The sequence below is a fragment of the Halobacillus kuroshimensis DSM 18393 genome (assembly GCF_000425705.1).
In the GTDB taxonomy this organism is placed as follows: Bacteria; Bacillota; Bacilli; order Bacillales; family Halobacillaceae; genus Halobacillus; species Halobacillus kuroshimensis.
Window position 1 is genome coordinate 335,421 of the sequence record NZ_AUDY01000011.1, and the last position, 24,935, is coordinate 360,355.

Consider the following 24,935-nt stretch of genomic DNA (forward strand, 5'->3'; position numbering starts at 1 on the left):
CATTAAGGAAAATGATGGAACGGAGTGGAGGGAGTGAACAAAAAGAACAGACGGGCAGAAGCTGTTCATTACTTCAAAACACGCCCCTTGATTCATGTGCTGGAGGCAGCCCGGGTGAAGTATGAAGCCTATGGTAAGGCTTGTGGAACGATGATGACTGAAAAGCTTGCCTACAAAGAATTGCTGGCTCTGGCTGAGTTCATGGGCATGTCGGAACATGCGCTGGATTTGAAGCGGAAATTTTCCATTGCCCGATTTGAGCGGAGGATCATGGATAGTTGGGGAATAACCTTAGGAGAATTACTTGAAGAATATTTTAAATAAGATTAATCATTCCCCCCCTGATTTTCAGGGGGGTCTTTTAGTAAACATTTACCTTGTTTGAGTCATACATGGTGGACGATATTCGACTTATAGAGTTCAGAAATTTATAAAAACTATATTGTAAGCGCTTTAATTATCTGTTATGATGCATGTAATCAACAGTTTACTAAATGTTTAGTAAAGGTTTTGGGGGCTCGCTCGTCATGACAACTATAAAAGAAATTGCATTTAAGTCTAAGTATTCAAGCAGCACCGTTTCCCGAGTCTTAAATCATGATCAAACGCTTGCTGTGTCTCAGGAAGCGAAAGAAAAAATTTTCAGTGTAGCTAAAGAGCTTGGTTACAAAACAGTCCAGGAGCGTAAAGGACGATCATCAAAGAATGAGTCGAATAAGGGAGGGAAAATAGGGATTGTCACTTTTCACTCTATTGAGGAAGAATTAAATGATGCCTATTTTTTATCTATAAGGCAGGGCATTGAAAAACAGTGTATAGAATCAAACGTAGAGGCAGTGGAGTTGCTCCGGATGAAAAACATTGAATCGGACCGGGTCCCTAAGGACGTCAAGCATTTGATCGTAGTTGGCAGAGTTCAACCAGAAGTTTTGGAGATTGATCAACGTCAGTTTGAGAACATTGTTTATATTAACCATTCCGTAGATGATTCTAAGTATGATTCTGTTGTTGTTGATTTTGAACGGGCAACATATCAAGCGCTTGAACACCTGTTGGATGCTGGGTATCAAAAAATTGGATTCATAGGTGGGCAGGAATACGAATATGCAGCTGGAAAAGAAATTGAATTTGAAGAGGGGAGAAGAGCTGCTTTTCAAAAGGTTTTGGAAAGTAAGGGAATTTATCAACCTGATTTATGCCGTATCGGACACTTCAGCATTTCTGAGGGGTACAGGCTGATGCTGGAGATGCTTCAAGAAAATACAGTACCTGAAGCTGTTTTTGCCGCCAGTGATGCGATGGGGATTGGAGCAATACGGGCCCTTAAGGAACAAGGATACAAGGTCCCTGAAGACGTGGCTATAGTGGGGTTCAATGATATCGAAATGGCTGAATACTCTTCGCCCCCGTTAACGACCATCCACGTTCATACGGAAGAGATGGGGAGGACAGGTGTGAAGTTGATGATGGACAGATTGAAAGGGCGCAGAATTCCTATGAAGGTGACGCTGCCTACACATCTCGTCGTTCGAGACAGTTGTGGAGTTTCTCTTTAAAGTCAGAATATCAGCATATTTTAGGGGGTGATGGATGAGTAGAGGGAGGTAGAGAGAAAAAAATACACCCGCTTGTTTTGGAAGGACAAGCAGGGTGTACGTGTTAAGAGTGCTGAAAGCTGCCTCGGACAAAGGAAAGCTTCAGCTTCTCAAGTATAACGGATGTTGTCATGCTGAACAATTATTGGAAATTGAAAAGGTTTAACTACCTGATATGGAGGTTGTATTAACATGAACAAAAGGTTTCTGTTAACGGCAGGTTTAATATTTGGAGTCGTTTTGGCAGGGTGTTCAAATGGAACTGCAAACAGTAGTGATCAAACAACTTTAACATATTTTTCAACAGCTACGACGGAAAGTGATAAGAAAGCCATTCAGGATGCCGTAAAAGCCTTTGAAGAAAAGCATCCGGATATTGATATTGAGGACAACTACCCTGCAGAAGGCTATGAAGATATGATGCGTGTCAAAATGGCAGCTGATGATATGCCGGATTTATTTGACACGCACGGATGGTCTAAACAGCGTTATGGAGAATATACAGCTGATCTAAGCGATATGGATTGGGTGGATCGTCTGGACCCGGCACTTGATGAAATTCTAAAGGATGATGATGGAAAAGTTTATGCCTACCCCCTCAATCAGGCAAAAGATGGTATCAACTATAATGCCACATTGTTTGAAGAATACGGAATAGAGCCGCCGACGACCTTCGAAGAATTCATGTCTTCTATGGAAGTAATTAAAGAAGAAAGTGATGGAGAAGTCACACCTCTTTGGATTAATGGATCTGATAAGTCTGCGTTTGGCCAGTATTTTGATCAATTTGCGACCCCACTGCTTGTAACTGATGAAAAAAACAACTACGAAGAATCCCTCTTAGATGGAACATTTGATTGGTCCCACTACACCTACTTACCTGAAAAACTCAAAGAAATGCAGGATAAAGATTTATTAAATAAAGATGTCGTGACGGCTCAGATTGAACAACGCGATCAATTGATGGCCCAAGGTAAAATCGGCTATGTGTTCGGAGGCGGTTCAATTGGTCCAGCTGTGGAGTCACTAAATCCTGACGTGAAAGTAGGAGTCATTCCTATGCCTGTGATTCATAAGGGGGATGAACAAAGCTGGATCGGAGGCGAGCGGCATACGGTAGCGATTGCCCATAACACTGAATTTGAAGAGGAAGCCCAAACGTTCATAGAGTTCCTGGCAGAACCGGAAATGGCGAAAAAGATTGCCGAAGGAACCTCCCTTCCTGCAGGTTTGAAAGATGTAGATGCTGATAACTATTTTGCTGAAGATTATGAGACTTACAGCGATGTGGTTGTACAACCATATTTTGACCGTGTTTATCTTCCGAGTGGTATGTGGGATGTTATGGGATCTACAGGACAAGAGTTATTGTCAGGATCAATGACTCCTGAAGATGTCTCTGAGAAGATGTCGGAAGAATATTCCAGATTACGAGAAGAGTAATACCGCAGAGGCAGCGGAAAGCTGCCCTGGATTCAGCTTAAAATAGGAGTTGGGAAGCATGAGTGAACTCGTAAGAAAGGCTCACCAGACGGTAGCAGGAGGTAGACAAGCTTCCTTGAAAAAGAAAGGTTCGGTTTCTCTCTGGTGGATGTATCTTCCGGCGTTGATTGTTGTATCCATATTTATCATCTATCCATTTTTTAAAGGAATCCAGGTTTCATTTACGGACTGGAATGGTTTTTCCCAGACAAAGAACTGGGTGGGCTTCGAACAGTATACAAGAATGTTCCAGGATCCTGATACATGGCTGGTTGTTAAGAACACCTTGTTATATGGCATAGGAAGCACCGTTTTACAAAATGTCATCGGGCTTTTATATGCTTTGCTTCTCAATCAAAGTATAAAGATGAAAGCGCTGACTCGAACGGTGGTGTATCTTCCGGTCATTATCAGCCCGCTTGTTATGGGATATATCTGGTATTTCTTTTTTGCTTATCAAAATGGGGCCTTAAACGATGTACTTTTATGGTTTGGTCTGGATCAAATTAATGCTCTAGGAAATCCGGACCTCAATCCGTGGATCATTGTTTTTGTAAATACGTATCAGTTCGTAGGGATTGCAATGATCATTTACCTGGCAGGTCTGCAGGGAATTTCCAAAGATTACTATGAGGCAGCCAATATTGATGGCGCTTCAGCATGGCAGCAGTTCAAGAATATTACTCTGCCTTTATTGATGCCTGCAGTTACGATTAACATGGTCTTAAATATTATCGGAGGCTTAAAGTTGTTTGACGTTATCGTTGCTTTAACTGGAGGAGGGCCTGGGAACGCTTCGCAGTCCATGTCCACATTTATGTACGCTCTCTATTTCAATCGCCAGGATGCCGGTTATGCGGCTACACAGGGTGTCCTGATGGCTTTCATTATCCTGGTATTGAGTCTGCTTGCATTGATTTATTTTAAACGCAGGGAGGTTGACGCGTCATGAGGAATCAGGAAAAACGGAAAAAAACGTTTTGGACAGTTCTTGCGGTGGTCATTTCCGCTCTCCACCTCATTCCATTCTATATACTACTGACAACTGCCTTTAAAGCCAACAACGATTTCAGCTCCAAATGGGTGCTGCCTAGTCAGCTGGAATGGGCTAATTTCATAGAGGCTTGGGAAAAAGCCAGTCTTGGCACAGCCTTTATGAATACAATGATCATTACGGCTGGAGCGGCGATTCTGTTAATTCTATTTGGATCATTAGCAGCTTATCCGCTCGCGCGCCTCCAAACTAAATTGAACAAATTTATATATTTCCTGTTTATCGGTATTATGATCATCCCACCATTGACGGCCTTAGTCCCACTTTATCAGCTGGTTGTGGACATTGGGATGATGAACACCAGAACAGTTGCCATTTTAAATAATCTGGCTGCATTTCTGCCGCTGACGATTTTCCTGTACGCCGGTTTCATCCGTTCGACAGTTCCGAAAGAATTGGAAGAAGCCGCAAAGATGGACGGTGCAGGTACGCTTGAAACTTTCTTTAAGGTTGTTTTTCCTTTGTTGAAGCCCATTACAGCTACGGTGTTGATTATTTCCTGTGTATTCATATGGAATGATTACCAATTTGCGATTTTCTTCCTTCAGGATAAAGAAGTTCAAACACTTACAGTTGCTTTGTCCAGCTTTTTTGGTCAGAACCAGGGGAGCATGAACCTTGTCGCTTCAGCAGCATTGATGAGTATGCTTCCAATGACGGCTTTGTTTCTTTTTCTTCAAAAGTATTTCATTGCCGGTCTTTCTTCAGGATCTGTCAAAGGCTGAATTAACCAAAAGAGGAGATTAATAATATGCCAAAGATTACATTTTTAGGTGCAGGAAGTACGATATTTGCTAAAAACGTTCTTGGAGACTGTATGCTGACTCCCAGCTTACAGGATTTCGAATTTGCTTTGTATGATATTGACCACCAGCGGCTGAAGGAATCGGAACAAATGCTGAATAATTTAAAGCAGTCTTACGGCAGCACGGTCTCTATTCATGCATATACCGACCGGAAAGAAGCCCTTCGAAATGCAAAATATGTAGTGAATGCGATACAAGTAGGCGGCTACAAGCCGAGCACAGTGATTGATTTTGAGATTCCAAAAAGGTATGGCCTGAGGCAGACGATTGCGGATACGGTGGGAGTCGGTGGGATTTTTCGTGCTTTACGTACCATTCCTGTCATGCTGGACTTTGCTAAAGATATCGAGGAAGTATGTCCGGATGCGTTGTTTTTAAATTATACCAACCCAATGGCTTCGTTAACCGGGGCGATGCTTCGGGCTACGAATGTGAAAACGGTTGGACTTTGTCACAGTGTTCAGGCCGCTGTTCCTGACCTCTTTAAAGAACTCGAGTTGGATGAGGAAGGTGTCCAATGGAACATTGCCGGAATCAACCACATGGCCTGGCTGCTTGAGGTTTCAAAAGATGGAAAGGACTTGTATCCCGAAATTAAAAGAAGAGCTCGCTTGAAACAGCAGGAAAAGCATTCGGATATGGTCCGCTATGAGTTAATGAACCGTTTTGGTTATTATGTAACAGAGTCATCCGAGCATAATGCTGAATATCACCCTTACTTTATTAAGAAACAGTATCCGGAACTTGTCGACCGGTTTAATATTCCACTTGATGAGTATCCTCGTCGCTGTGTCGAGCAAATCGAACACTGGGAAAAGATGAAACATGATGTCATTCACAATGAAAATCTGACTCATGAACGGACCCATGAATACGCTTCTTATCTCATTGAAGCTATAGAAACGGATCAGCCGTTCCGTCTTCATGGAAATGTGCTGAATACAGGTGGTCTTATCAGTAACCTCCCCGAGAAAGCGGTCGTGGAAGTCCCATGCCTGGTCGATCATAACGGTGTGACTCCTTGTCGTGTTGGGGAGCTCCCTCCGCAGTTGGCTGCTTTAAATCGAACCAATGTAAATACACAGCTGCTTACAGTTGAAGCCGCCTTGACAGGAAAAAGAGAGCATATTTACCATGCAGCGATGCTGGATCCTCATACAGCAGCAGAGTTATCGATGGATGATATCATTTCTTTATGTGATGATCTCATTGAAGCGCACGGTTCATGGCTCCCTTCTTTCGAAAAAGAGAAAGCTTTCACTGTGTAGAAGAAGGTCATGAGAAAACCCGGACTCATATCAAATGAGTCCGGGTTTTTGTTATACCCACGTATAATCTCTGCCCCAGCTTTCCTGTGCAAGCGTTCGTATATTCTGTACAATCGTGTTTTCGACAGCGTAGGCATCACCCTGTTCATAAGGGTTGTAATGGAAAGCGTACAGCCTTGATGTGAATGCATCAAAAGGAAGCGAGCTTTCCCCTTCCTGTTCTCCACTCCCGTTTACGCTTGGCTCAATGTTCTGTCCCCAGTTCTGGGAGCCGTCGTTATTCGGGTTGTAGAAGTAGATACGGTAAATGCCCTGCGGGTCTTTTGCGATCCTTGTAATGGAAACGGCATGAAGACCGAGCAGCTTTCCATGGACATTTGTAATGAATATGCCGACAGGATTTGGATAAATCAATTCATAGTCGTCATTGTAGTCTGGATGATGGGTCGCATAGAAGAGCTTGATAAACCCGTTATAATCCAGTACGTACCCTGTGATAGGATCGAAGACCGAGCTGAACCCTTTCTGCACCCAGTTGCCGTAAAAAGCCGGGTTTACCCACCGGTGGCCGTCTTCTCCGCGGAGAGCGACACGCGTCATCATCTCGCTGTAAATTTTATCTAAGTGCGGGACGAGTACGAGGGAAACAGGGTCGAGTTCTTTATCAAGGTCGGGGGCAAGCCCGCCTTTTAAGTCTTTGGAATGGATCTGAGCGCCTTCAAAAGTGAAATCCAAGTCCCCATCTCTGGCTGCCCGTGGAATGATTTCGAGCAGGAATCCAGGGGCATGCTGGGCCCATAAGCTGATTCCTCTTGCAGCCTGACAGGTTGGATTAAATCCTTGTCCGACACCCAGAGGCTGACCGAGGACCTGGATGGTGCCGGCGACGAGAATACTGTTGGCTGTAACACCTTCCCCGGTATTGGTTGTGGAATAGAGTGCATTCCTGACGTCCGGCCGGATATCAAGCTCTATGAGCCTGCGCAGTCCCGGAGCTACGGGTGAATGGGAGAGGACACCGCGTTCAAGCATCATCGCCAGCCCGTAAACGGCTTGTCTCGTACCTGGGAAAATGGACGAGCGGATCAACTGGATCACTAACTCCCGGTTTTCTTCAAGGTTGGCACTGCCTTTACTGTTAAGGCTCAGGGCATACGTTAACAGGCCAGGATTCTGCTTGCTTAAAAATCTCAGCAGTGTCGCATGATGGGGAGCGACTAAACCGGTGTCCCGCATCGATGTGGCAAGCGCGACACTTTCTGAGATCAAGTCAGCTCTTGGGATCGTCTTCAACTGGCTGCGGTACGCATGGACATCTTTGAACTGCCCGCTCAGTGGTGAGGGACCTTCAATCGCTGATATGAACTGTTTCAATTCTGTTGTATCATTCTTCTCTGTATCCTGACTGACCATTTCTTTGGCCATCCTGATCATGGATACGATCCGCTTGATCATGATAGGGCGCTGAGCGGTCAGCCGTTTAATCTCGTGAATAAGGGTCTGAATGAGTGCGGTCGACGATAAATGTGTGGAAAGAAACGTAAAAAGTTTTTCAGCTTTTTCGTCATTTTCATGCTTTTCAATCCGCGCACTTTCGCTGGCATCTGGGAAAAGAAGGTTCAGGTTCAATACCATGACTTCATTTAGGAACTCTTCAGCCATCGTACGGGTCACATTCGTATTGGAAGCTTTTCCTTCAGCTATGGCAAGCATCCGCAGCTCGCTCAACACTTCGATAATCATAGGCAGCCCTTTGGCTTTCAAGGATCCGGCTACGAGGGGAGGCTGAAGTTTCTCAGCGGATTCCCATGGACCATCCTGAAAAACGCCGGCCTCTTCAAAACGTGCGGCATGCTGATAGAGGTTTTCAAATCCATCGTCTGCGTCAATCAAACGGTTGGCTTCCTGATAGACATCAGTCTGATATTTCGATTTTACAAAGGAAGGAGCCTGGGCCAGCTGGTCCAGGGCGTAAATGAATCGTTCAGCAAGAGCACCTGTGGTTTGAGGCATGTGACTACTCCTTTCTCTTTTTGAGAGAACTTAAATGTAGAAATTATACGTTTCGTACGTTTCCAGAAGGTCACGCATTTCTTCACTGTCACGTCCGAAGAAAAAGATGGTTCCATAATGGTTCCCAAACCCGACACGTTCCGCAACTTTCCCCTGGGGCGGTGTGAACATATCATGCTTTTCAAAATAGGGATGATCCTCAAGCTCTTCCGGAATCTTTAAATCCTCGACATATTCGATGCTCGGATGAACCATCAGGCACCCCGCATAGTTTTGGTAATCGTACGGATCAGGGAAGAATTCTTTAAGTTCTTCCTCCGTCGTGCTTGGGTCACTGCATAAAATCTGTGCTTCATACGCACTGAAACCGTATGCCCGCTCAATCAGTTCGAAAATATGTCCGCCCGGCACACGTGCAGCCACTTCACCGAAGTGGAGCGTTCCATCCTGCGTAATGAAATATTCCGGGTGGATCACCCCGTACTCGATTTCAAAGGCATCGACAAGCTGCTGCACGGCCTTTTCAATCAATGGACGTTTTTCTTCCAGAGAAGGAGAGGCAGGAACGAAATTGGAATATCCGAGGCGGACATATTCCGTAATATTCAGGAATTGGACTTTTCCTTTATGAATGAACGCTTCACAGGAGAATTCCTGTCCATCCAGGTGACTTTCCATCAAGAGAGGAAAATCTGTATCCTGAATCTGGTTGATGTCTTCTTTTGTATACACCGCCAAGTGACCGACAGATCCGGCTTTGTCCAGAGGTTTCACGTGAATCGGGTCAAAGTGGTCGCCTTCAAGCTTCAATAACGCTTCATTCACTCTTTTCAAGAAACGCTCCACATCTTCTTTATCCCTTGCTTCTTCAAACACACCGACTTTAATACCGGAAATCTGTGCTTTCCGCTTCATCATCCCTTTGTCGCGAAGCAGAAGGGAGCGGTTGAAGACTTTAGGGTCCTCTCTGAATCTTGCATTCAGCGCCCCGGCCCACTCGACGCACTCTTCATATAAAGGGACGGCCAGCTCGGCTCCCATGTCCCTGAGCTGCTTGTACAATTGATCCGACCCTTCATTCAGTTTATTGAAGTCCCAGCCAACAAAAGGAATATCGTGCTTCTCGGCATACGGTTGAAATTCCGCGGGACCTACGACGATAAACGGTCGGTTCATCCGTGCGGCCGCTTCAATGGCTTGGACACTCCAGCCAACCAGTGCAGTGTAATAAGGCTTCGTCTTTTCAGCCTCTTCGATTGATGTGTTCAATTCCAGTTGATCCAATTCCATTCGATTCCTCTCCTTTGTCATTGTAAATCTAAATTTAGGAAACTTTGACATTCGTAAGTTAAACGTATCAAAGTAGAGGGAAAACTGTAAGCGTTAGATAGAGGTTCGACAAAACTAGTGAAGGTTTTACAAATCTCTTATTTCCTGTCGAAAATAATCTATTTCCCGGGAAATGATTGAGAGAAGAGAAATTCGTGAATAGTAAACAAAAAGGAGGAGAAAGCATGTCGGAGTCACGTTCTTGGAGGAAGCTACGTCCGAAGCAGATGATTGCACGGAGCCGGGGGTATTTTTCAGAAAGAGAAACGATAAAGAAATTAAAAGCATACAGCAGTCGTCTGGGTACTCAGCTCGTCTACTACAGCCTGTTGTTATACTATGCCTTTCAAAGTCCGAATACACCGAAGAAGGCGAAGCTTACCATTGCCGGCGCCCTTGGTTATTTGATTCTGCCGGTGGATGCCATTCCTGATGTGCTTCCGGCGGTTGGTTTTACTGATGACAGTGCCGTCATTTTGTATGCGGTCTATCAAGTCCTCTCCCATATCGATGATGATGTGAAGGAACAGGCAAGAGGAAAAGTCAGTGCAATTGTCGGCCGTGATGTGTCGAAGGATGAATTGAAGGATCCTGAGGAAGATGGGGAAGCCGGTGTTTAAGGCATCCCCGCTTTTTTTATGTGGAAGTCTCCTGTATAATAATGTTGTTTTGCGAAAAGGAGATTTCATAATGACTGGAAGCGTGCAGGACCTCAAGACAGATGGGGCCTTTTTTAAATATTTGAATAAAAAAAATGAATATAAACAGCCGGTACGAGAGACGATGGTCCGTACCGCCGCCAAGCTTACGTCATCAGCCACTTCCGAACAGCGGCCGGGGATGCTTCTTGGAAAAGTGCAGTCCGGAAAAACCCGGACCTTTATAGGAGTCATGGGGTTGATGTATGATAACGGATTTGATGTCGTCATCCTTTTAACGAAAGGAACGAACGCCCTCGTCCGCCAGACGTATGCCCGCCTTCATGAAGAATTTTCAGATGCTGTAGACCAGGATGCGATGAGAGTCTATGACATTATGTCCATGCCTGATAATCTCAGAAAATATGAGTGGAATCAAAAGCTCGCTCTGATAGTGAAGAAGGAGACACATAACCTGGAACGCCTGCGGACTGCCCTTGAAGAAAAGTATCCGGAGTTAAAGGAGAAGCGTGTTCTCTTCATTGATGATGAAGCGGATTTTGCCAGTGTTGCTTATGAGTATAAGCGTGATCAAAACCTAAAGCAGATGCGCGTGATTGCGACAAAGATCAATGCGCTCCGTAAGAAAATCAAGCATACGGCGTTTCTACAGGTAACTGCTACTCCATATTCGTTGTATCTTCAGCCGGAGGACATGACAATCCACAAGGGAAAGGTGTTTGAACCGATCCGTCCGTCCTTTACCGAACTGGTACCCGTTCATAACCGGTATATCGGTGGGGAGGTCTACTTTGAAATGAGTGAAAAAGAAGATCATCTGGCTTCCTATCTTTTCCATGAAGTGAATGAAAAAGAACTGGAAGTAATGAAGAAGATGGACGGACGCAGGGTGAAAATGGATCAGCTTCTGGAGCAGAAGAATATTTCCAACATTCGAATGGCCGTTGTAAACTTTATTGTTGGTGCGTCCATACGGCGCTGTCAGCAGCGGTTGAAGGGAAAACGCGAAGAGAAGTATTCCTTTATCATTCATACAGAGCGTGGCAAAAGTGCCCACGCCTGGCAGGCTGAGCTGATCGAAGGCTTTGAAAAGCTGCTTACGGAAGCAGCAGACAGGGAAACCGACACATTTCAAACGCTGATCCGTGAAGCTTATGACGATTTGATCCGTTCCGTGAGTAAACTGAAGAAATCGCCGAGGCCGGATTTCAAGCAGGTTTATGAGGAAGTCCGTCGTTCTTTGAATGAAGAATACGTGGTAAGCAGTGTGGTCAATTCCGAAAAAGATGTACAGGAACTGCTGGATTATAAAGGAGAGTTGAAGCTGCGTGCTCCTATGAATATATTTATAGGAGGACAGATTCTGGACCGCGGGGTGACCATCCATAATCTGATCGGGTTTTTCTATGGAAGAAATCCGAAGTCGTTTCAGCAGGACACGGTGCTGCAGCATTCCCGGATGTACGGGGCCCGTCCTGTTGCTGATCTTGCAGTCACCCGTTTTTATACGACTGCACGGATATATACGGTGATGAAACGGATTCATGAGTTCGACTCAGCGCTCAGGCGGGCGTTTGAAAGAGGGGGGCATGATCAGGGAGTAGTCTTTATCCAAAGGGATGGAACCGAAGAAATCATCCCCTGCAGCCCGAACAAAATCCTTCTTTCCAATGTGCTCACCATGAAGCCGCATAAACGGATGCTGCCAGTCGGGTTCCAGACTGGTTATAAGACTCATATACAAAAGCAGGTTCGGCAGCTGGATGATCGGGTGGATCAATTGAAAAGGGCCGCTTTAAAAGAACAGGACGGAGCGTATCTCGTTCCTGTCGAAGAAGCGAAACGTCTGCTCAGCCTTGTTCACGAGACGCTGGAAATGGAAGAGGGGTATGACTTTTCCATGGATGAATATGAAGGGGTTCTTGACTATTTGACCGCAGAATCAGAAAAAAGGGCGTTTGTCTGGGTCCTTGCGAAGAAGAACAGGAACATCCAGCGCCTGAAGAAGGATGGCAGTTATGAAAATTCCCCGGATACTCCAGGGCGTGGAGAAGGAGAACTTGCGGAAGCACGCCGTCTTGCTCGTAATTTCCCAGCACTGATCATGCTGAGACAGGAAGGGAAAAAAGAACAGGGGTGGCGCGGGTCACCGTTTTGGTGGCCGGTCCTCATAGTACCGGCAGAAACGGCTCCGACGGTTTATGCGGGCCGCACCGTTAAAGGAAAGCATTAAAAAAGGACCTTTCTTATAAGGTCCTTTCTTTAATGTCTGCTATTTTTCAATCGGTTCGTCGAATAGATCCGTGAATTTGGCGACGTTTTCGTAACTGAACTCAAACGCCATTCTCACTTCTCCGAATCCAGGCTGGTAAAAGTAGCCTTGAACCTCATAGCTGCTTGGATTTTCCCTCACCTTCGTAAGGTGGAAGTACCGCTGGATGTATTGAGCCATTTCCTCCAGTTTTTTATTTCGTACTTTGATCCACTGCTCTTTTAGTTCTTGAGTCGGGAAGTCAGATTCCTTTAACATGTGCTCACTCCTCTACGGAAATCAAAAAACTAGAAAACCATTTATAGACATTATACTATAAGAGGACGTCGATAATTTCAACTATTCTAAAAAATCAAACGTGAAAAAGGACCTATTTATGAGAGAGGACTTTTAAGAGATATGAATCCCTGTTAAACTATGGAAGAACGAATGGCTTCCCTTTCATGGATGAAGGGTCTGTGACACATTGTCATCGTTTTTTTACAAACTTTCCACATTTGTATATCCATCCACACGCTTCTGCCTGTAAAAGCTGCAATCCCGGTCTTCAGATGTGCAAACAAACTGAAATCTGGACAGTCAAGCAGCTGCGTTCTATTTACAGAAGCCGGTCGCGTGTTACAATGGCTTACACAACCAGATGAAAAAGGAGAAATGACATTGAATAAAAAATGGTTATTGGGATTAATGCTGGCTGCCTTTGTTGCTTTACTTGCTGCGTGCGGGGAAGATGAAGGAGCCTCTGACGATAATAATGAAGAAACAGAGACGACACAGGAAGAACAGACGGAAGGCGAGCAGCCTGAAGCTCCTGAGCCGGACCTTGAAAACATTCCGGATGTAGTCGCAGAAGTCAATGGAGAGAAGATTACAAAAGAGGATTTTGAAACGACGTACCAGGGACAATTCCAACAGATGGCTATGCAGTCACAAATGACAGGTACAGAGCTTGATCAGGATCAGTTGAAGAAAGATGTCGCTGACAATCTTGTCGGCCAGGAACTGCTTGTGCAGGAAGCCGAAAGCCGGGATTACGAAGTGTCAGATAAAGAAGTTGATCAAATGCTGACAGACCTTGCCGAGCAGAACCAGATGGAATCCAAGGACAAATTCCTTGAGGAACTTGGCAATCAGGGTATGAAAGAAGATGAAGTCCTTTCCCAGGTCCGTGCCCAGCTGAAAGTCGATAAGCTTCTTGAGGAAGAAGTCAGTGTAGAAGCTCCGACTGATGATGAAGTGAAAGCGGAATATGACAAAGCCGTCGAGCAGCAGGAAAGTGCTGAAACAGAACAGGAAATTCCTGCCTATGAAGATGTGAAAGATCAGATTAAACAGAACCTTCAAACTCAGAAGCAGTCCGAAGAAACACAAAAGCTTGTAGACAAGCTTCGTGAAGAAGGCGACGTTACTGTGAATCTATAAGAAAAAAAGCTGTCCAACATGGACAGCTTTTTTTGCGTATTAGATCCATTCCTTCCATTTCCTACGCAGCTTCTTTGCGGATTTTTCCTTTCTCTTCTGACTATGTTTTTCATGATTGATCAACAGGTCGTATGCCGTGAACGCAGCAATGACACGGGCAAGGATAAACACTCCGGCCGCTGACATGATGGTAATTACGGGGTAGTACACAGCCGGAGCCCCGTTGGTCACATCATTTTCTTCAAGCACGAGGGTGACAAATCCCGTACCGGCTAGGACTACCCCGAGCATGAGAAAAGAGATAAGGCGTGTTCGAACGGATTCAAAACGATCTGTGATTTCCGCTTTGAACCCGGGGTCAAAGGTCAACTCCCTGGTGCTTATGATTTCATAGTTTTCTGCGCCTTTGGTCGTCATGGCTTTAATAAAGAAGATGCTCCCTGCCGCAGCGATGCCTGCAATCATGAGTGCAAGAATTTCGGGTGATCCTTTAAAAAGAAAGTATGGGACTAAACCAAGCAGGAACAGGCTGAAGCTTATGGCCAGCGAACGTCCCATGGAGTTTACGTAGGTGAAATGAGCTTCTGCCATTTCACGGCTGACATAATATCCCTGTTCCACCTCAGGCCCTCGTTCTGACTCTTTTTTTAGTAGGTAGTCCATCGACACATTGAAAATGCTTCCAAGGGTCAGCAGCTTCTCTGTTTCTGGATATCCCTGACCATTCTCCCATTTACTAACGGCCTGCCGGGAGGTCTGCAACTGCTCAGCGAGCGCTTCCTGTGATAATCCCTTTTCCTTTCTTAATTGAAACAGCTTTTCTCCAAAGTTCATAGAAAGCCTCCTTCATCTTTGTTACATCAAGTATAGAAAACAATGGAAGAATTTTCTATACTGTCAGAGTGGAAGGTTGTCAACGAACCGTTGCAAATGGGAAACGAGAAGTTTACATCTGCTCATAACCTTAAAAACTTTGGATTTATAAGAAAAATGGGAATAATAGAACATCAAACAAAAGGATTGACCCTCTACTTTTCCGTTGTTATGATTCTCTCTATAATTTAATTGATGAAACACCTTGTATAAGTTCAGGAATACGGCCTGAGCGTCTCTACCAGCTACCGGAAATAGCTCGTCTACAAGGGGAAAATAGATGGACCTTTCCCTTGGTATACGCACCGGCAGCTGCCGGTGTTTTTTTGTATAGGAGGGAACACCATGAAAAACTTCTTTCAGTTTGAAGAAAGAGGGACAACGATAAAAAAAGAAACGATGGCCGGCGTGACCACGTTTTTGTCTATGGCTTATATTCTGGTTGTTAATCCAATCATACTCAGTCAGGCTGGTATGGATCAGGGAGCATTGTTTACAGCGACGGCTTTATCCGCGATCTTTGGTTCCCTGCTGATCGGTCTCATGGCGAACTTCCCAGTAGGTATCGCGCCAAGCATGGGCTTGAATTCCTTTTTCACCTTTTCTGTAGTTATCGGTATGGGAATCGAATGGCAGGTGGCCCTGACCGGGGTATTTATTGCAGGCATTATCTTTATGATTTTAAGTTTGTTTAAGATCCGGGAGAAGATTATCAATGTCATTCCTAAAGATTTGAAGCATGCCATTGCGGGTGGAATCGGTTTTTTCATTGCCTTTGTAGGGTTGAAAAATGCCGGACTGGTCGTCTCCAATGAGGAGACTTTCGTTACCATTGGTAACCTGACATCGTCGACGACGGCTCTTGCAGGTTTTGGTTTTATTATTACACTGATGATGCTTGTCCGTGGTATCCGCGGTGGGATTTTCTACGGAATCGTCGTGACAAGTATCATCGGTATGGTTTTCGGTCTTGTGGATGTGCCGGGAGCCATTGTGGGGGAAGTCCCAAGCATGGCTCCGACCTTTGGAGTCGTATTCCAGCACCTTGGGGATATTTTTCAGCCGGAAGTCATTGCGGTCATTTTTACTTTCCTCTTTGTAGCCTTCTTTGATACAGCCGGGGCGTTGATCGCTGTCGCCAGCCAGGCCGGGATGATGAAGGATAATAAAATTCCGAATGCCGGTCGTGCTTTGCTTGCCGATTCATCTTCCGGTGTTCTTGGAGCCATCTTCGGAACATCGACGACAGCTTCCTTCGTAGAGTCATCCGCAGGCGTGGCTGTCGGAGGAAGAACTGGTTTTACCAGTGTCATCATTTCCGCCTGTTTCTTTATTGCTTTGTTCTTTTCGCCGCTTCTCGGCGTCGTTACTCCTGAAGTTACAGCACCGGCCCTGATTATTGTAGGAGCGCTGATGGCCGTGGAAGTCAAAGAAATCGACTGGAGCCGACTGGAAGTAACAATACCCGCGTTTGTTACGATTATTATGATGCCGCTCACTTATAGTGTCGCCACAGGAATTGCACTTGGGTTCATTCTTTATCCATTTGCGATGATTGCCCGGAGGGAATGGAAGCAGGTTCACCCGATTATGTACACACTGGGCGGATTGTTTATCATGTATTTCGTCTTTCTATAAAAATGAAAAATCCTGGAGCATTAGAGCTCCAGGATTTTTTTATGCCTTTATCATAGTATGGAGTTTTTTGTTCATCTCATCTGCTGCGAATAAGGCTTGATGGTCCTCCCATATTTCTCCGGGTTTATTCGCCTGTCCAAGCACGTAGCCTGAAAAGGGCAGGTGTACAAACTGGAAAATATGCTGGAACTGCTGTAGAAGCGGAAGAGCCTTCATATAAGGAGAATCTCCTCCAACCGCTAAGACAAAAGCCTGCTTTTTGGACATCTGCTCACGGAAATCTCCGTACTCAGGCTCCCGCATTGTCTGGGACCACCGGTCGATAAACAGTTTCATTGCCGCAGACATGGAATACCAGTAAACAGGTGTAGCAAAAATAAGAAGATCATGACTCATCACTTGTTCCATCAGGGATTCGTAGTCATCGTCCACCGGGTGAAACCCGCCTTCGTCATGCCGGCCGTCCATGATGGGTTTGATGGTATATTCTTCGAGGTGAAAAGTGGTGACTTCCAGCCCTTTCACCAATTTTTCCGTAAGTATTTTTGTGTTTCCGCCCTGTCGGCTTCCGCCATTCAGTACAGCAATCTTCATTCCTTTACCTCCTTTTGTTTCTCTTCTTCGTTTAGCTTATACTAAAACTACCAATCATAAAAACGGATGATTTGAATGGTTATGATCGAAAAAAACGATGGGAGAGTTCAAAATGGATGAAAAGCAGCTTGTCACATTTTTAACGGCAGCAGAAACCTTGAATTTCACGAAAACCGCTTCTATGCTCAATTTTGCCCAATCCAGTGTCACCGCCCAGATTAAATCGCTGGAAGTTCAGCTTGGACGCCCATTATTTGAACGTCTCGGAAGGAAGCTGGTGCTGACAGAGGCCGGTCACCAATTTAAAGGGTATGCTGAGAAGATGGTGAAACTCAGCTCGGACGCCCGTTTGGCGCTTAACGGAGAAGACGGGATGAGGGAGAGGCTTACGATCGGTGCCCAGGAAAGTCAGTGTACGTACCGGCTCCCACCTGTATTGAAGGCTTTCAAAAGCCGTCATCCTCACGTGGAGTTAATCTTTAAGCCTGCCCACTCCGATGCTCACGCCCGCAGGGATCTGATGGATGGACGACTGGATGCGGCCTTCATTATGGATACGTCCAGGCCGGAAGAGTCTTTGACGATAGAGCCCTTGCTGCAGGAGGATATTAAGCTTGTTGCAGGTGCGGATTACCGGTTGAAGGACAACGAAGCCTTTCAACTAAGTGATATTGAGCGGGAGCCTCTGCTCCTTACAGAAGAAGGCTGCTCGTATCGAAGCCTTCTGGAACAAGCATGTGCCGCTTCGGAAATCTATCCTTTTAATAAGCTGGAATTCGGGAGTATTGAAGCGATTAAGCAGTGTGTCATCGCCGGTCTTGGAATTGCTGCGCTTCCTCATATGGTCGTTGAACGTGAACTTACTGAAGGAAGGATCGTTGATTTGGGATGGAAGATCCCCCAGCCTCCATTGTTTACGCAGCTGGCGTGGCATAAAGATAAATGGCTTTCTCCGCCATTAAAGGATTTCATCGATATATCAAGAGAATTTCTTCAGGAAGAAGGGTAGGATAGGGGATTTAAAAACCCCCGGATCCTCCACCGCCGCCTCCGACACCAGCTCCCCCTCCGCTTGTTCCTGATGTGGAGGCAGCGGAAACAGCGGTGTGGGTGTCCGCCCTGTCAAAACCGGAGTCCAAGGTTGCTGCCAGTATAAGAAATAGAGCAGCCTGATTGGTTGAAAAAGAAGGATCCTCTGTCTGCCACTTCTGTTTCCCAAAGCCGATCTGGTAGAGCAGAGCAGGGACGCTGCCTTCGTCTTCTCCCTCTGTCTGCAGGCGTCCAGTCTTATAGGGTTCTGTTTGTTCGCGGACACGGCAACCTCTTGAAGTTAAAGGTCTGTACACTATCGCATAAATGATGAAAAAGAGTGAGAAACCAATCATTACTGACATAGACAGAAGCAGTGTGTAGTAACCGAAGATAAAGGTGAGAGCCAGACTTACAAATATCATCCCTAACGCTGTCCCCCGCTGCCAGGTGTTTTCTTTCCGAAGTTTGAGGCTTTGGTATTCCCAGCGTCCGATTTCCTTCCATTTCTGAAAGGCCAGCCGGTAACGTTCCTGGTTCTTTTCTTCTTCTGCATAAGCTTCCAAGTCGTCCACGTGAAGCAGATTTCCTTCTGCTATATCATCAAACAGCCAGGTGATCAGCTGCTGTTCGTGGGCTTCGTCTGTTTCACGGCTGACGAGTTCAAATTCTTGTTCGGAATGCTGTCGAATGCTGCCTTTTTCAATCATATGCAGCAGGGATGCTGTAACGGCTGAATGGGTTAACTGCCCATGATTGGTGAAATAAATCAAGGCGGGCAGGCTCATTTCCTCCGTCGGAAAAAAGCCGTTTCCGACGTTCTGCCGCTGAGCTTCCTGTCTTACGGCAGAACGATTAACAAGCGCTGTTCCTAATAGGAGAATGGCAGCCGCTGCCGTTAGAGTTAGGAGAAAAGGGGCAGCCGATTTCCAATTGGTGACGGCTTCCTGACGAGCCGCCGCCTTTTCATCCAGCTCTTCTTTTTGGTTCTGGATGCTGCTCAGCATGGCGGTGTCAGAAGCCTCGGCCTCCGGGAACAAGTCTGCCGGGTATGCGACACGGATATTTCCGTTCGTTCCACTGCTTACATAGCCCATATCAAACAGGACATCCCCATCATCTTGTATGGTCTCTGTTTGAAATGCGGCATCTTCTCCATACGCTGTGCTTACTTCTGCTTTTTCCGGGGGTGTAACGGTAATGGACATCTGCTCGTAGTCACTTTCATTGCTCTTATCGAAAAATGCATAGTAGAACTGAGCTACATCCGTAAAGACCTCGACGCCATCCTGAATGGTGTAGGATAAATCAATCGTGATGGTTTCATTGTCACCGTCCCTAAACACTTTGTAGGTATGATCCTCCTGCTCGATACGAAGTTCCTGTCCATTTTCTTCGGCCTGGACGTTCGTAATCGATGTGCCCTCTTTAGGCAGCAGTGTCCGGGTAATGCCGTTGAAATCCCCTTCAAAGGTGTAGGTATGGACTTCGGTTACATGAACATCCCCGTTTTTCTTAAGGTCTGCGTTAATCTTCGTATCCTCGATGGTTAATTCTACTGCGGATGCTTGAAGCGGAATGAAAAAAACAAGCAGAGCAAGCATCCATCCAATCAGCTTTTTCATCATTCGTCACCTGCTTTCTCTTATGGTTACGGAAAAGAAAAGGGAAGGGTTTCAAAAAAATGGATTGGAACGTTCGGAGCAGCGGCTTCGTATAAAAGAAAAGACGCAAGAAGGAGGCCTGCCAATGGAAACAGGGACAATAGCCTTCAGCATAGTCATGGGAATTGCTCTTATTATTACGGGTGGACTGACTTTCCTTGTAGGGAAGCGTAAGGAGTATGGTCTTATTTCTGGTTTTTCCAGTCGTCCGGAGGAAGAAAAGCGTATCCTGATGGAAAATGGGTATGTGAAAGCGGTCGAGCGGCTGCTATTCCTTCTTTTCCTTCTGTTTGCAGGTGTCTTTATGATGGGATTGCTGCCTGTTCCATTCGGATTGGAGATCAGCCTGGCTGTCTTCCTCCTCGTTGTGCTGGGAGGCGCGGTCCGTGTGCAGATGTATGAAGTCCCTTGGAAGAGGAAAAGGAGTCTTTGGATCACATCGATACTGGGCGTTCTGGTCATTTCAGGCATCGGTATTTTAACGTATTTCAGCGTGATGGAAAACGACGTCACGGTGACGGAAACACACCTGGAGATTTCCGGGATGTACGGCTTGGAATGGGATCTCGAGAATATTGATCAGGTTACGATTGAAGAAGAACTTCCAGAAGTTATCTTAAAGTCCAATGGTTTTGCGGCAGCTGGGCAATTGAAGGGCCGGTTCCGTCTGGAGGAACCTTATGGACCTGCACATCTTTTCATTCATGACCAAAACGAAGGGCCGTTTCTTTATGTTCAAAAAGGGGAAGAGGGGCTTTGGTTGAGTCGTGAAACCCGAGAAGAGGTTGAAGTCCTTGATGAGCAGCTGAATATCAGCTAACTTGGTCAGGAAGATCGCCTGCCCAAGTGGATCTTCGGTCCGTGCTGTTCCCGCAGGCATCACCACCGAACGCTCCTCATGCCGACGTTAGAATATAGAGGAGAGAGATTGTGCACTAAGCAGGTTCGCGGATTCAAAAGAACGACATGAGCTGCGCTATGGCCGCTTGCGTGAAAAACAAAAAGGGAAGAACAGGCGCTGATCACGGCCGCCTGCCGGAACATGAAAAAGAACTCCCAAGGAGCGTTGCCACTTTCGCTCCTGGCGGCAAGAAAGAAAAAAGCTTGTAAAGAAACAGAGGTTTCTCTACAAGCTGAAGGCAGCGGGGAATCCGCTGCCTTTCTTTTTATTCTTTCGTGTATATTTCATCGTTCAATTCTACTTCTTTCACTTCTGCCTGAGGCAGGAGGATTTTCTCGAAATCGAAGGCATTCAACTCTTTGTTGTCCTTCACTTTGTTTGGAAGATCCGGATTTGCAAGAGCTCCGGTCCCAATTGAAACGAGATGGGCTTGTCCAGAAGTCAGGAGGGCTTCAGCTTTCTCCGGGTCCTGGAGTTGACCATTGGCAATCACTGTAATTCCGCTGAACGTTTTTGCTGCTTCGGCCAGTGTTTTTGTTCCCTCGCCGAAGGAAGAAGCAGAAGCATCACCGTCTGTGACGTGGATATAGTCAAGACCTGTTTTGCCGAGTGTACCGAAGATTTCTTCCGCCTCTTTTTCCCCGCCGGCCCACTTATGGGCTTGATCAGCTACTTTTCCTTGGGAGATGCGGATACCGACAATGAAGTCTTCGCCAACCGCTGCAAGCACCTCATCGACGACCTCAAGGACGAAGCGGAGCCGATTTTCTACAGACCCCCCATAGGCGTCTTCTCTGTGGTTTAAGTAATCAGTCAGGAACTGATCCAGCAGGTAGCCGTTGGCCCCGTGGATTTCCACACCGTCAAAACCAGCAGCTTTTGCGCGTTTGGCACTGTCGACAAAACTCATTTTTGTCTCCGTCAGGTCTGGTTCATCCATCGCTCTAGGCGTCTGGAACGGACCTGATCCCCCGTAGAAGCCAAGCTGTTCGCCTTTAGGGGCTATGGCAGATGGAGCGATGGTTTCATCTGTATAAGCATTCCCCTGACTTTGGCCTCCCGCGTGCATCAGCTGGGCAATCATGATGGAGCCTTCATCGTGAACAGCTTCTATCACGGGTTTCCATGCATCCGCCTGAATATCTGTCGCAAGACCTGGTTGATTGTTGTAGCCCTGGCTGAAGCTCTGATCTGTGTAGATGCCTTCGCTGATAATGGCTGCAAAGCCGCCTTTAGCGAAACGGCGGTAATATTCTTTCATTGTATCGTTGGCACGGCCATCAGCCTCTGCGCTGATCCGCGTCATTGGTGCCACAACATAACGGTTTTGGAGCGTTTTACTATCTAAATGGAATGAATCAAAAAGCATTTCTTCTGCCACCTTTCCTTATCGTAAGCTCTTTCAGGGTACGTTCTTTTTGTCTCAAATTCAAAGTAAATGCTCAGCCAGCTATAAGCTAGCATACCCCTGCTTCTTTTTTTCATTAGAGGCAGTCATCCTTCAATAATCTTCCATCCTGCCGATATAGTAGAAGATAGAACTTTTTAGGAGATGAGCATATGAATTTAGAAGGTAGAGTGGCTGTTATTACCGGTGGTTCCGATGGAATTGGGAAAGCTGCTGCGGAGGAGATGATCCGCCAGGGAGCACGGGTGGTGCTGGCGGATATCAATGAGGACCAAGGAGAGCAGGTCGTTGAAGCATTAAGAAAACAAGGCGGAGAAGCTGTATTCTGTAAAACGGACGTGACTGTCTATAATCAGGTGGAAGCGTTGGTGAAAACCGCTGTCGATGCCTATGGGACGATCGATATTATGTTCAACAATGCAGGGATCGGCGTCAATAAGCCCTTCCTTGAGCATACCCCTGAGGACTATCACGCGGTTGTCGATGTGAACCAGCACGGGGTCTACTATGGAATGCTGGCTGCAGCGAAAAAAATGAAAGAGCTTGATGTGCAGGGTGTGATTATCAATAATGCTTCTGTTTTCGGATTTACAGGAACACTTGGTATTACCGGCTACCAGGCAGCAAAAGGAGCTGTCGTCACGCTTACAAAGCATGGGGCTTTAGAGCTTGCTCCACACGGCATACGTGTTGTCGCGATCGGACCCGGTGGTGTGAATACGAAAATTGTAGACGGTTATAGAAAAGCCGGCCTTCTGGAATATATGGAGCATCAGCAGTTGACGAGGAAGCTGATTGAGCCGGAGGAAGTCGCTGGAGTGGTGGCCTTTTTAGCTTCTGATGCGTCCCGTTCCATCAATGGAACAACGGTCATGGCAGATGACGGGTTCACTGTGTTCAAGTCCGATATCCGGCCATAAGGAGAGGTGAGTATGAATAACGTAGAAGCAATGAAGCATAAGGACATGAAGAAGAAGAACGGCCTTTTATTTGTTGGTTTCGGGATCTCTCTTGTGGTTGCTTTTTTAAAGTCTTTCGTAGAACAAGACATGGCGGCTGTGGCGATGTTCGGCGCAGAAACGCTTTTGTATACGCTTTTGTATACGGTCCTTACATTTGTTATGAAAAGAGACAGCTGGTTCCCTTACGTCAGCGTCGTGCTCGTCCAGGTATTTACAATGGCCGGGATATGGGTGACGGGCGGGGGATGGACCATTATATTAGTAAGTTATTTCCTGGCCATCTTTTCTGTCGTTCATTACAAGGCGGCTGTCTTTGCGCTTGGATATGGACTTGGATTGGTCACGATTCTTACAGGCACTTTTTTAAGTACGGTCAATAAGGACGCCATTCTTGAGGAGGCACCGACAATCCTTTTGGTCTACATCCTCATGGGTCTTCTTCTCGGAGTCTTGATCTACCTTGGCAACCGCCAGGATACATTTATCAGAAAGCTCCTTCGGGAAGCCGAACAACGCTCCAAGATGGAACTGGAAAAACGCCGTACACTGGAAGAGCATGTAAGTGTGATCATTGATGATTTGTCCAAAGTGAACGAGCATGTACAGCGGAATCGTGTATCGCAGTCAGAAATGAGGCATGCCATTCAGGAAGTAGCGGCTGGAAGTCATCATCAGAGCGGACAGATTACAGCCATTTCCGACCAGTCCAGTTCCTCGCGTTCCGAAATGGAAGAGTTGAGCGGTCTTATGGAGACTTTGAAGGAAGAGACCGGCCGGGCAGGGGAATTGACCGGAGAAGGAAAAACAAAGGTACATAGGTTTACCAAAGGGGTGGAAGAGGTTCACGCGTTTATCCATGACTTGAAAGAAACCTTCTATACACTTAGTGAAAAAGTAAAGGAAACCGACAGCTTCTCTAAAGATATTAAGAAAATTTCAGAGCAGACGAATCTTCTCGCTTTAAATGCGTCCATTGAGGCTGCGAGAGCAGGGGAAGCCGGCAGGGGCTTTTCTGTTGTCGCTGAGGAAATCCGCAAGCTTGCCGAAGTAACCAAGCGGGCGGCTGATCAAATCACTGAGAATCTTTTTGAAGTCAGCCAGAACAATACGGAAACCTTGTCCAAGATGGAGGTGAGTGTAGAGAAGATGTCTTCGATACAATCTTCTTCTACAGATATACACGGCACCTTCCAGGAGCTGAGCCGCGTGCTTATAAACATCAATCAGAGCTTTGATCAAACGAATGAAGCGGCGGGCCGGGTTGTAGAAAGCAGTACGGAAATTGATCGCTGGAGCGGAGATCTGGCAGCCGTCATCGAAGAGTCGAGCGCCGGGATGGAGCAGATGAGTGCAACAGTGGAGTCGTTGACGGCTGATAATGGTAAAATCGCCGATACCATGAAAGAAACAACAGACCGTGCTGTTCATCTGCTGGAGGAGAACCTATAAAAAAGACGGGCTTCATGCCCGTCTTCCGTGGAGGATTCAAGCGAACTGCTTCAGTGCCTTGTACACTTCCTCTCCCTCATCATTCAATACGTGACCGCTTCCGTGACAGCGGCTGCACTTGGTTTCATAACTGGTTTCCTCGACGGCCAGTTTCCAAGCCGCTTTCTCACTGGCATGATTGACGCGGCTGTAATGATCCATAATCATATTGGCCTTGCTGTCATCATATTCCTTATAAGCCCCTGTTCCCTGACACAGGGGGCAGACATGATAGAGGTGGCTCACTGTATGTTTATTCAAACGAACACTTCCTTCTTATTTGATATAGTTAAAGTATGATTGATTTTATGAAATATTCTGACAAAAGGCAATACTTTTTCTTCCCATAAAAAAGAAAAAAAGTCATTTTGGACGAAAGACCTACCCGATAGATATAGAAAAATCCGTATTATCCAGTTAGAGTTGTCCGCATGTCGTGTTGAGGGGGCACGTTCCGCTTATCGGTGGATGCCTGCCG

22 protein-coding genes and 1 riboswitch are annotated in these 24,935 nt (G+C 46.2%); of the genes, 14 read left to right on the plus strand and 8 right to left on the minus strand.

Annotation, left to right across the window (positions count from 1 at the left end; all coding sequences use genetic code 11):
* Nucleotides 1–33 precede the first annotated feature (33 nt).
* From H615_RS0114390 to melA, 6 genes are all read left to right on the plus strand, one after another.
* On the plus strand, nt 34–324 hold the full coding sequence (locus H615_RS0114390) for a hypothetical protein (RefSeq protein ID WP_035532278.1): 291 nt from the start codon (nt 34–36) through the stop codon (nt 322–324).
* 203 nt (nt 325–527) lie between these two features.
* The gene (locus tag H615_RS0114395; RefSeq protein ID WP_027955803.1) at nt 528–1,556 is read left to right on the plus strand and encodes a LacI family DNA-binding transcriptional regulator; all 1,029 of its coding nucleotides are present in this window, start codon (nt 528–530) and stop codon (nt 1,554–1,556) included.
* A 231-nt stretch (nt 1,557–1,787) separates the two neighbouring features.
* Entirely contained in the window at nt 1,788–3,038 is a 1,251-nt protein-coding gene (locus H615_RS0114400) for an ABC transporter substrate-binding protein (RefSeq protein ID WP_027955804.1), read from the plus strand.
* A gap of 58 nt (nt 3,039–3,096) precedes the next feature.
* A complete protein-coding gene (locus H615_RS0114405; protein WP_027955805.1) occupies nt 3,097–4,029 on the plus strand; it encodes a carbohydrate ABC transporter permease in 933 nt (310 codons plus the stop codon).
* Nucleotides 4,026–4,856, plus strand: a complete 831-nt coding sequence (locus tag H615_RS0114410) for a carbohydrate ABC transporter permease (protein WP_027955806.1) — start codon at nt 4,026–4,028, stop codon at nt 4,854–4,856. Before H615_RS0114405 ends, H615_RS0114410 begins: the two co-directional genes overlap by 4 nt.
* Before the next feature lie 26 nt (nt 4,857–4,882).
* Entirely contained in the window at nt 4,883–6,205 is a 1,323-nt protein-coding gene (gene melA / locus H615_RS0114415; protein WP_027955807.1) for an alpha-glucosidase/alpha-galactosidase, read from the plus strand.
* Between the two features lie 51 nt (nt 6,206–6,256).
* Here melA and H615_RS0114420 read toward each other — a convergent pair whose 3' ends face one another.
* Nucleotides 6,257–8,218 (minus strand): hypothetical protein, encoded by a 1,962-nt coding sequence (locus H615_RS0114420; RefSeq protein WP_027955808.1) that lies wholly within the window; start codon nt 8,216–8,218, stop codon nt 6,257–6,259.
* A gap of 30 nt (nt 8,219–8,248) precedes the next feature.
* The gene (locus H615_RS0114425) at nt 8,249–9,508 is read right to left on the minus strand and encodes an ATP-grasp domain-containing protein (RefSeq protein ID WP_084163161.1); all 1,260 of its coding nucleotides are present in this window, start codon (nt 9,506–9,508) and stop codon (nt 8,249–8,251) included.
* Between the two features lie 224 nt (nt 9,509–9,732).
* On the opposite strand from H615_RS0114425, the gene H615_RS21440 reads away from it, so the two are divergent.
* Together H615_RS21440 and H615_RS0114435 are read left to right on the plus strand one after the other, a co-directional pair.
* Nucleotides 9,733–10,167 (plus strand): YkvA family protein, encoded by a 435-nt coding sequence (locus H615_RS21440; protein ID WP_035532281.1) that lies wholly within the window; start codon nt 9,733–9,735, stop codon nt 10,165–10,167.
* Nucleotides 10,168–10,237: 70 nt separating this feature from the next.
* Nucleotides 10,238–12,439, plus strand: a complete 2,202-nt coding sequence (locus H615_RS0114435) for a Z1 domain-containing protein (protein WP_027955810.1) — start codon at nt 10,238–10,240, stop codon at nt 12,437–12,439.
* A gap of 39 nt (nt 12,440–12,478) precedes the next feature.
* Here H615_RS0114435 and H615_RS0114440 read toward each other — a convergent pair whose 3' ends face one another.
* Nucleotides 12,479–12,736, minus strand: coding sequence for a hypothetical protein (locus H615_RS0114440; protein WP_027955811.1), 258 nt, complete (start codon nt 12,734–12,736; stop codon nt 12,479–12,481).
* A gap of 396 nt (nt 12,737–13,132) precedes the next feature.
* Between H615_RS0114440 and H615_RS0114445 the strand changes: the two genes are divergently transcribed.
* A complete protein-coding gene (locus H615_RS0114445) occupies nt 13,133–13,900 on the plus strand; it encodes a SurA N-terminal domain-containing protein (RefSeq protein WP_035532285.1) in 768 nt (255 codons plus the stop codon).
* A gap of 39 nt (nt 13,901–13,939) precedes the next feature.
* Here H615_RS0114445 and H615_RS0114450 read toward each other — a convergent pair whose 3' ends face one another.
* Nucleotides 13,940–14,734 carry a helix-turn-helix domain-containing protein gene (locus tag H615_RS0114450; protein ID WP_027955813.1) on the minus strand — a complete coding sequence of 265 codons (795 nt, stop codon included), beginning with the start codon at nt 14,732–14,734 and terminating at the stop codon, nt 13,940–13,942.
* Nucleotides 14,735–14,958: 224 nt separating this feature from the next.
* A riboswitch (purine riboswitch) is annotated at nt 14,959–15,059 on the plus strand.
* Between the two features lie 59 nt (nt 15,060–15,118).
* Between H615_RS0114450 and H615_RS0114455 the strand changes: the two genes are divergently transcribed.
* Nucleotides 15,119–16,411, plus strand: coding sequence for an NCS2 family permease (locus tag H615_RS0114455; protein ID WP_027955814.1), 1,293 nt, complete (start codon nt 15,119–15,121; stop codon nt 16,409–16,411).
* Nucleotides 16,412–16,450: 39 nt separating this feature from the next.
* On the opposite strand, the gene H615_RS0114460 is transcribed toward H615_RS0114455, so the two are convergent.
* Nucleotides 16,451–17,005 carry a flavodoxin family protein gene (locus H615_RS0114460; RefSeq protein ID WP_027955815.1) on the minus strand — a complete coding sequence of 185 codons (555 nt, stop codon included), beginning with the start codon at nt 17,003–17,005 and terminating at the stop codon, nt 16,451–16,453.
* Nucleotides 17,006–17,117: 112 nt separating this feature from the next.
* Here H615_RS0114460 and H615_RS0114465 point away from each other — a divergent pair, with 112 nt between their 5' ends.
* Nucleotides 17,118–18,014, plus strand: a complete 897-nt coding sequence (locus tag H615_RS0114465) for a LysR family transcriptional regulator (RefSeq protein WP_027955816.1) — start codon at nt 17,118–17,120, stop codon at nt 18,012–18,014.
* Between the two features lie 10 nt (nt 18,015–18,024).
* On the opposite strand, the gene H615_RS0114470 is transcribed toward H615_RS0114465, so the two are convergent.
* Nucleotides 18,025–19,659, minus strand: a complete 1,635-nt coding sequence (locus H615_RS0114470; protein WP_027955817.1) for a DUF2207 domain-containing protein — start codon at nt 19,657–19,659, stop codon at nt 18,025–18,027.
* Between the two features lie 124 nt (nt 19,660–19,783).
* Here H615_RS0114470 and H615_RS0114475 point away from each other — a divergent pair, with 124 nt between their 5' ends.
* Entirely contained in the window at nt 19,784–20,518 is a 735-nt protein-coding gene (locus H615_RS0114475) for a DUF3784 domain-containing protein (protein WP_027955818.1), read from the plus strand.
* 346 nt (nt 20,519–20,864) lie between these two features.
* Here the strand turns inward: H615_RS0114475 and H615_RS0114485 are convergent, their stop codons facing one another.
* Nucleotides 20,865–21,968, minus strand: a complete 1,104-nt coding sequence (locus tag H615_RS0114485; protein WP_027955819.1) for an oxidoreductase — start codon at nt 21,966–21,968, stop codon at nt 20,865–20,867.
* Between the two features lie 191 nt (nt 21,969–22,159).
* Here H615_RS0114485 and H615_RS0114495 point away from each other — a divergent pair, with 191 nt between their 5' ends.
* Nucleotides 22,160–22,927 (plus strand): SDR family NAD(P)-dependent oxidoreductase, encoded by a 768-nt coding sequence (locus H615_RS0114495; protein ID WP_027955820.1) that lies wholly within the window; start codon nt 22,160–22,162, stop codon nt 22,925–22,927.
* Between the two features lie 12 nt (nt 22,928–22,939).
* Nucleotides 22,940–24,418: a methyl-accepting chemotaxis protein gene (locus tag H615_RS0114500; protein ID WP_027955821.1), complete on the plus strand. Its 1,479-nt coding sequence runs from the start codon at nt 22,940–22,942 to the stop codon at nt 24,416–24,418.
* A 36-nt stretch (nt 24,419–24,454) separates the two neighbouring features.
* Here the strand turns inward: H615_RS0114500 and H615_RS0114505 are convergent, their stop codons facing one another.
* Nucleotides 24,455–24,718, minus strand: a complete 264-nt coding sequence (locus tag H615_RS0114505; protein WP_027955822.1) for a hypothetical protein — start codon at nt 24,716–24,718, stop codon at nt 24,455–24,457.
* Nucleotides 24,719–24,935: the final 217 nt, after the last annotated feature.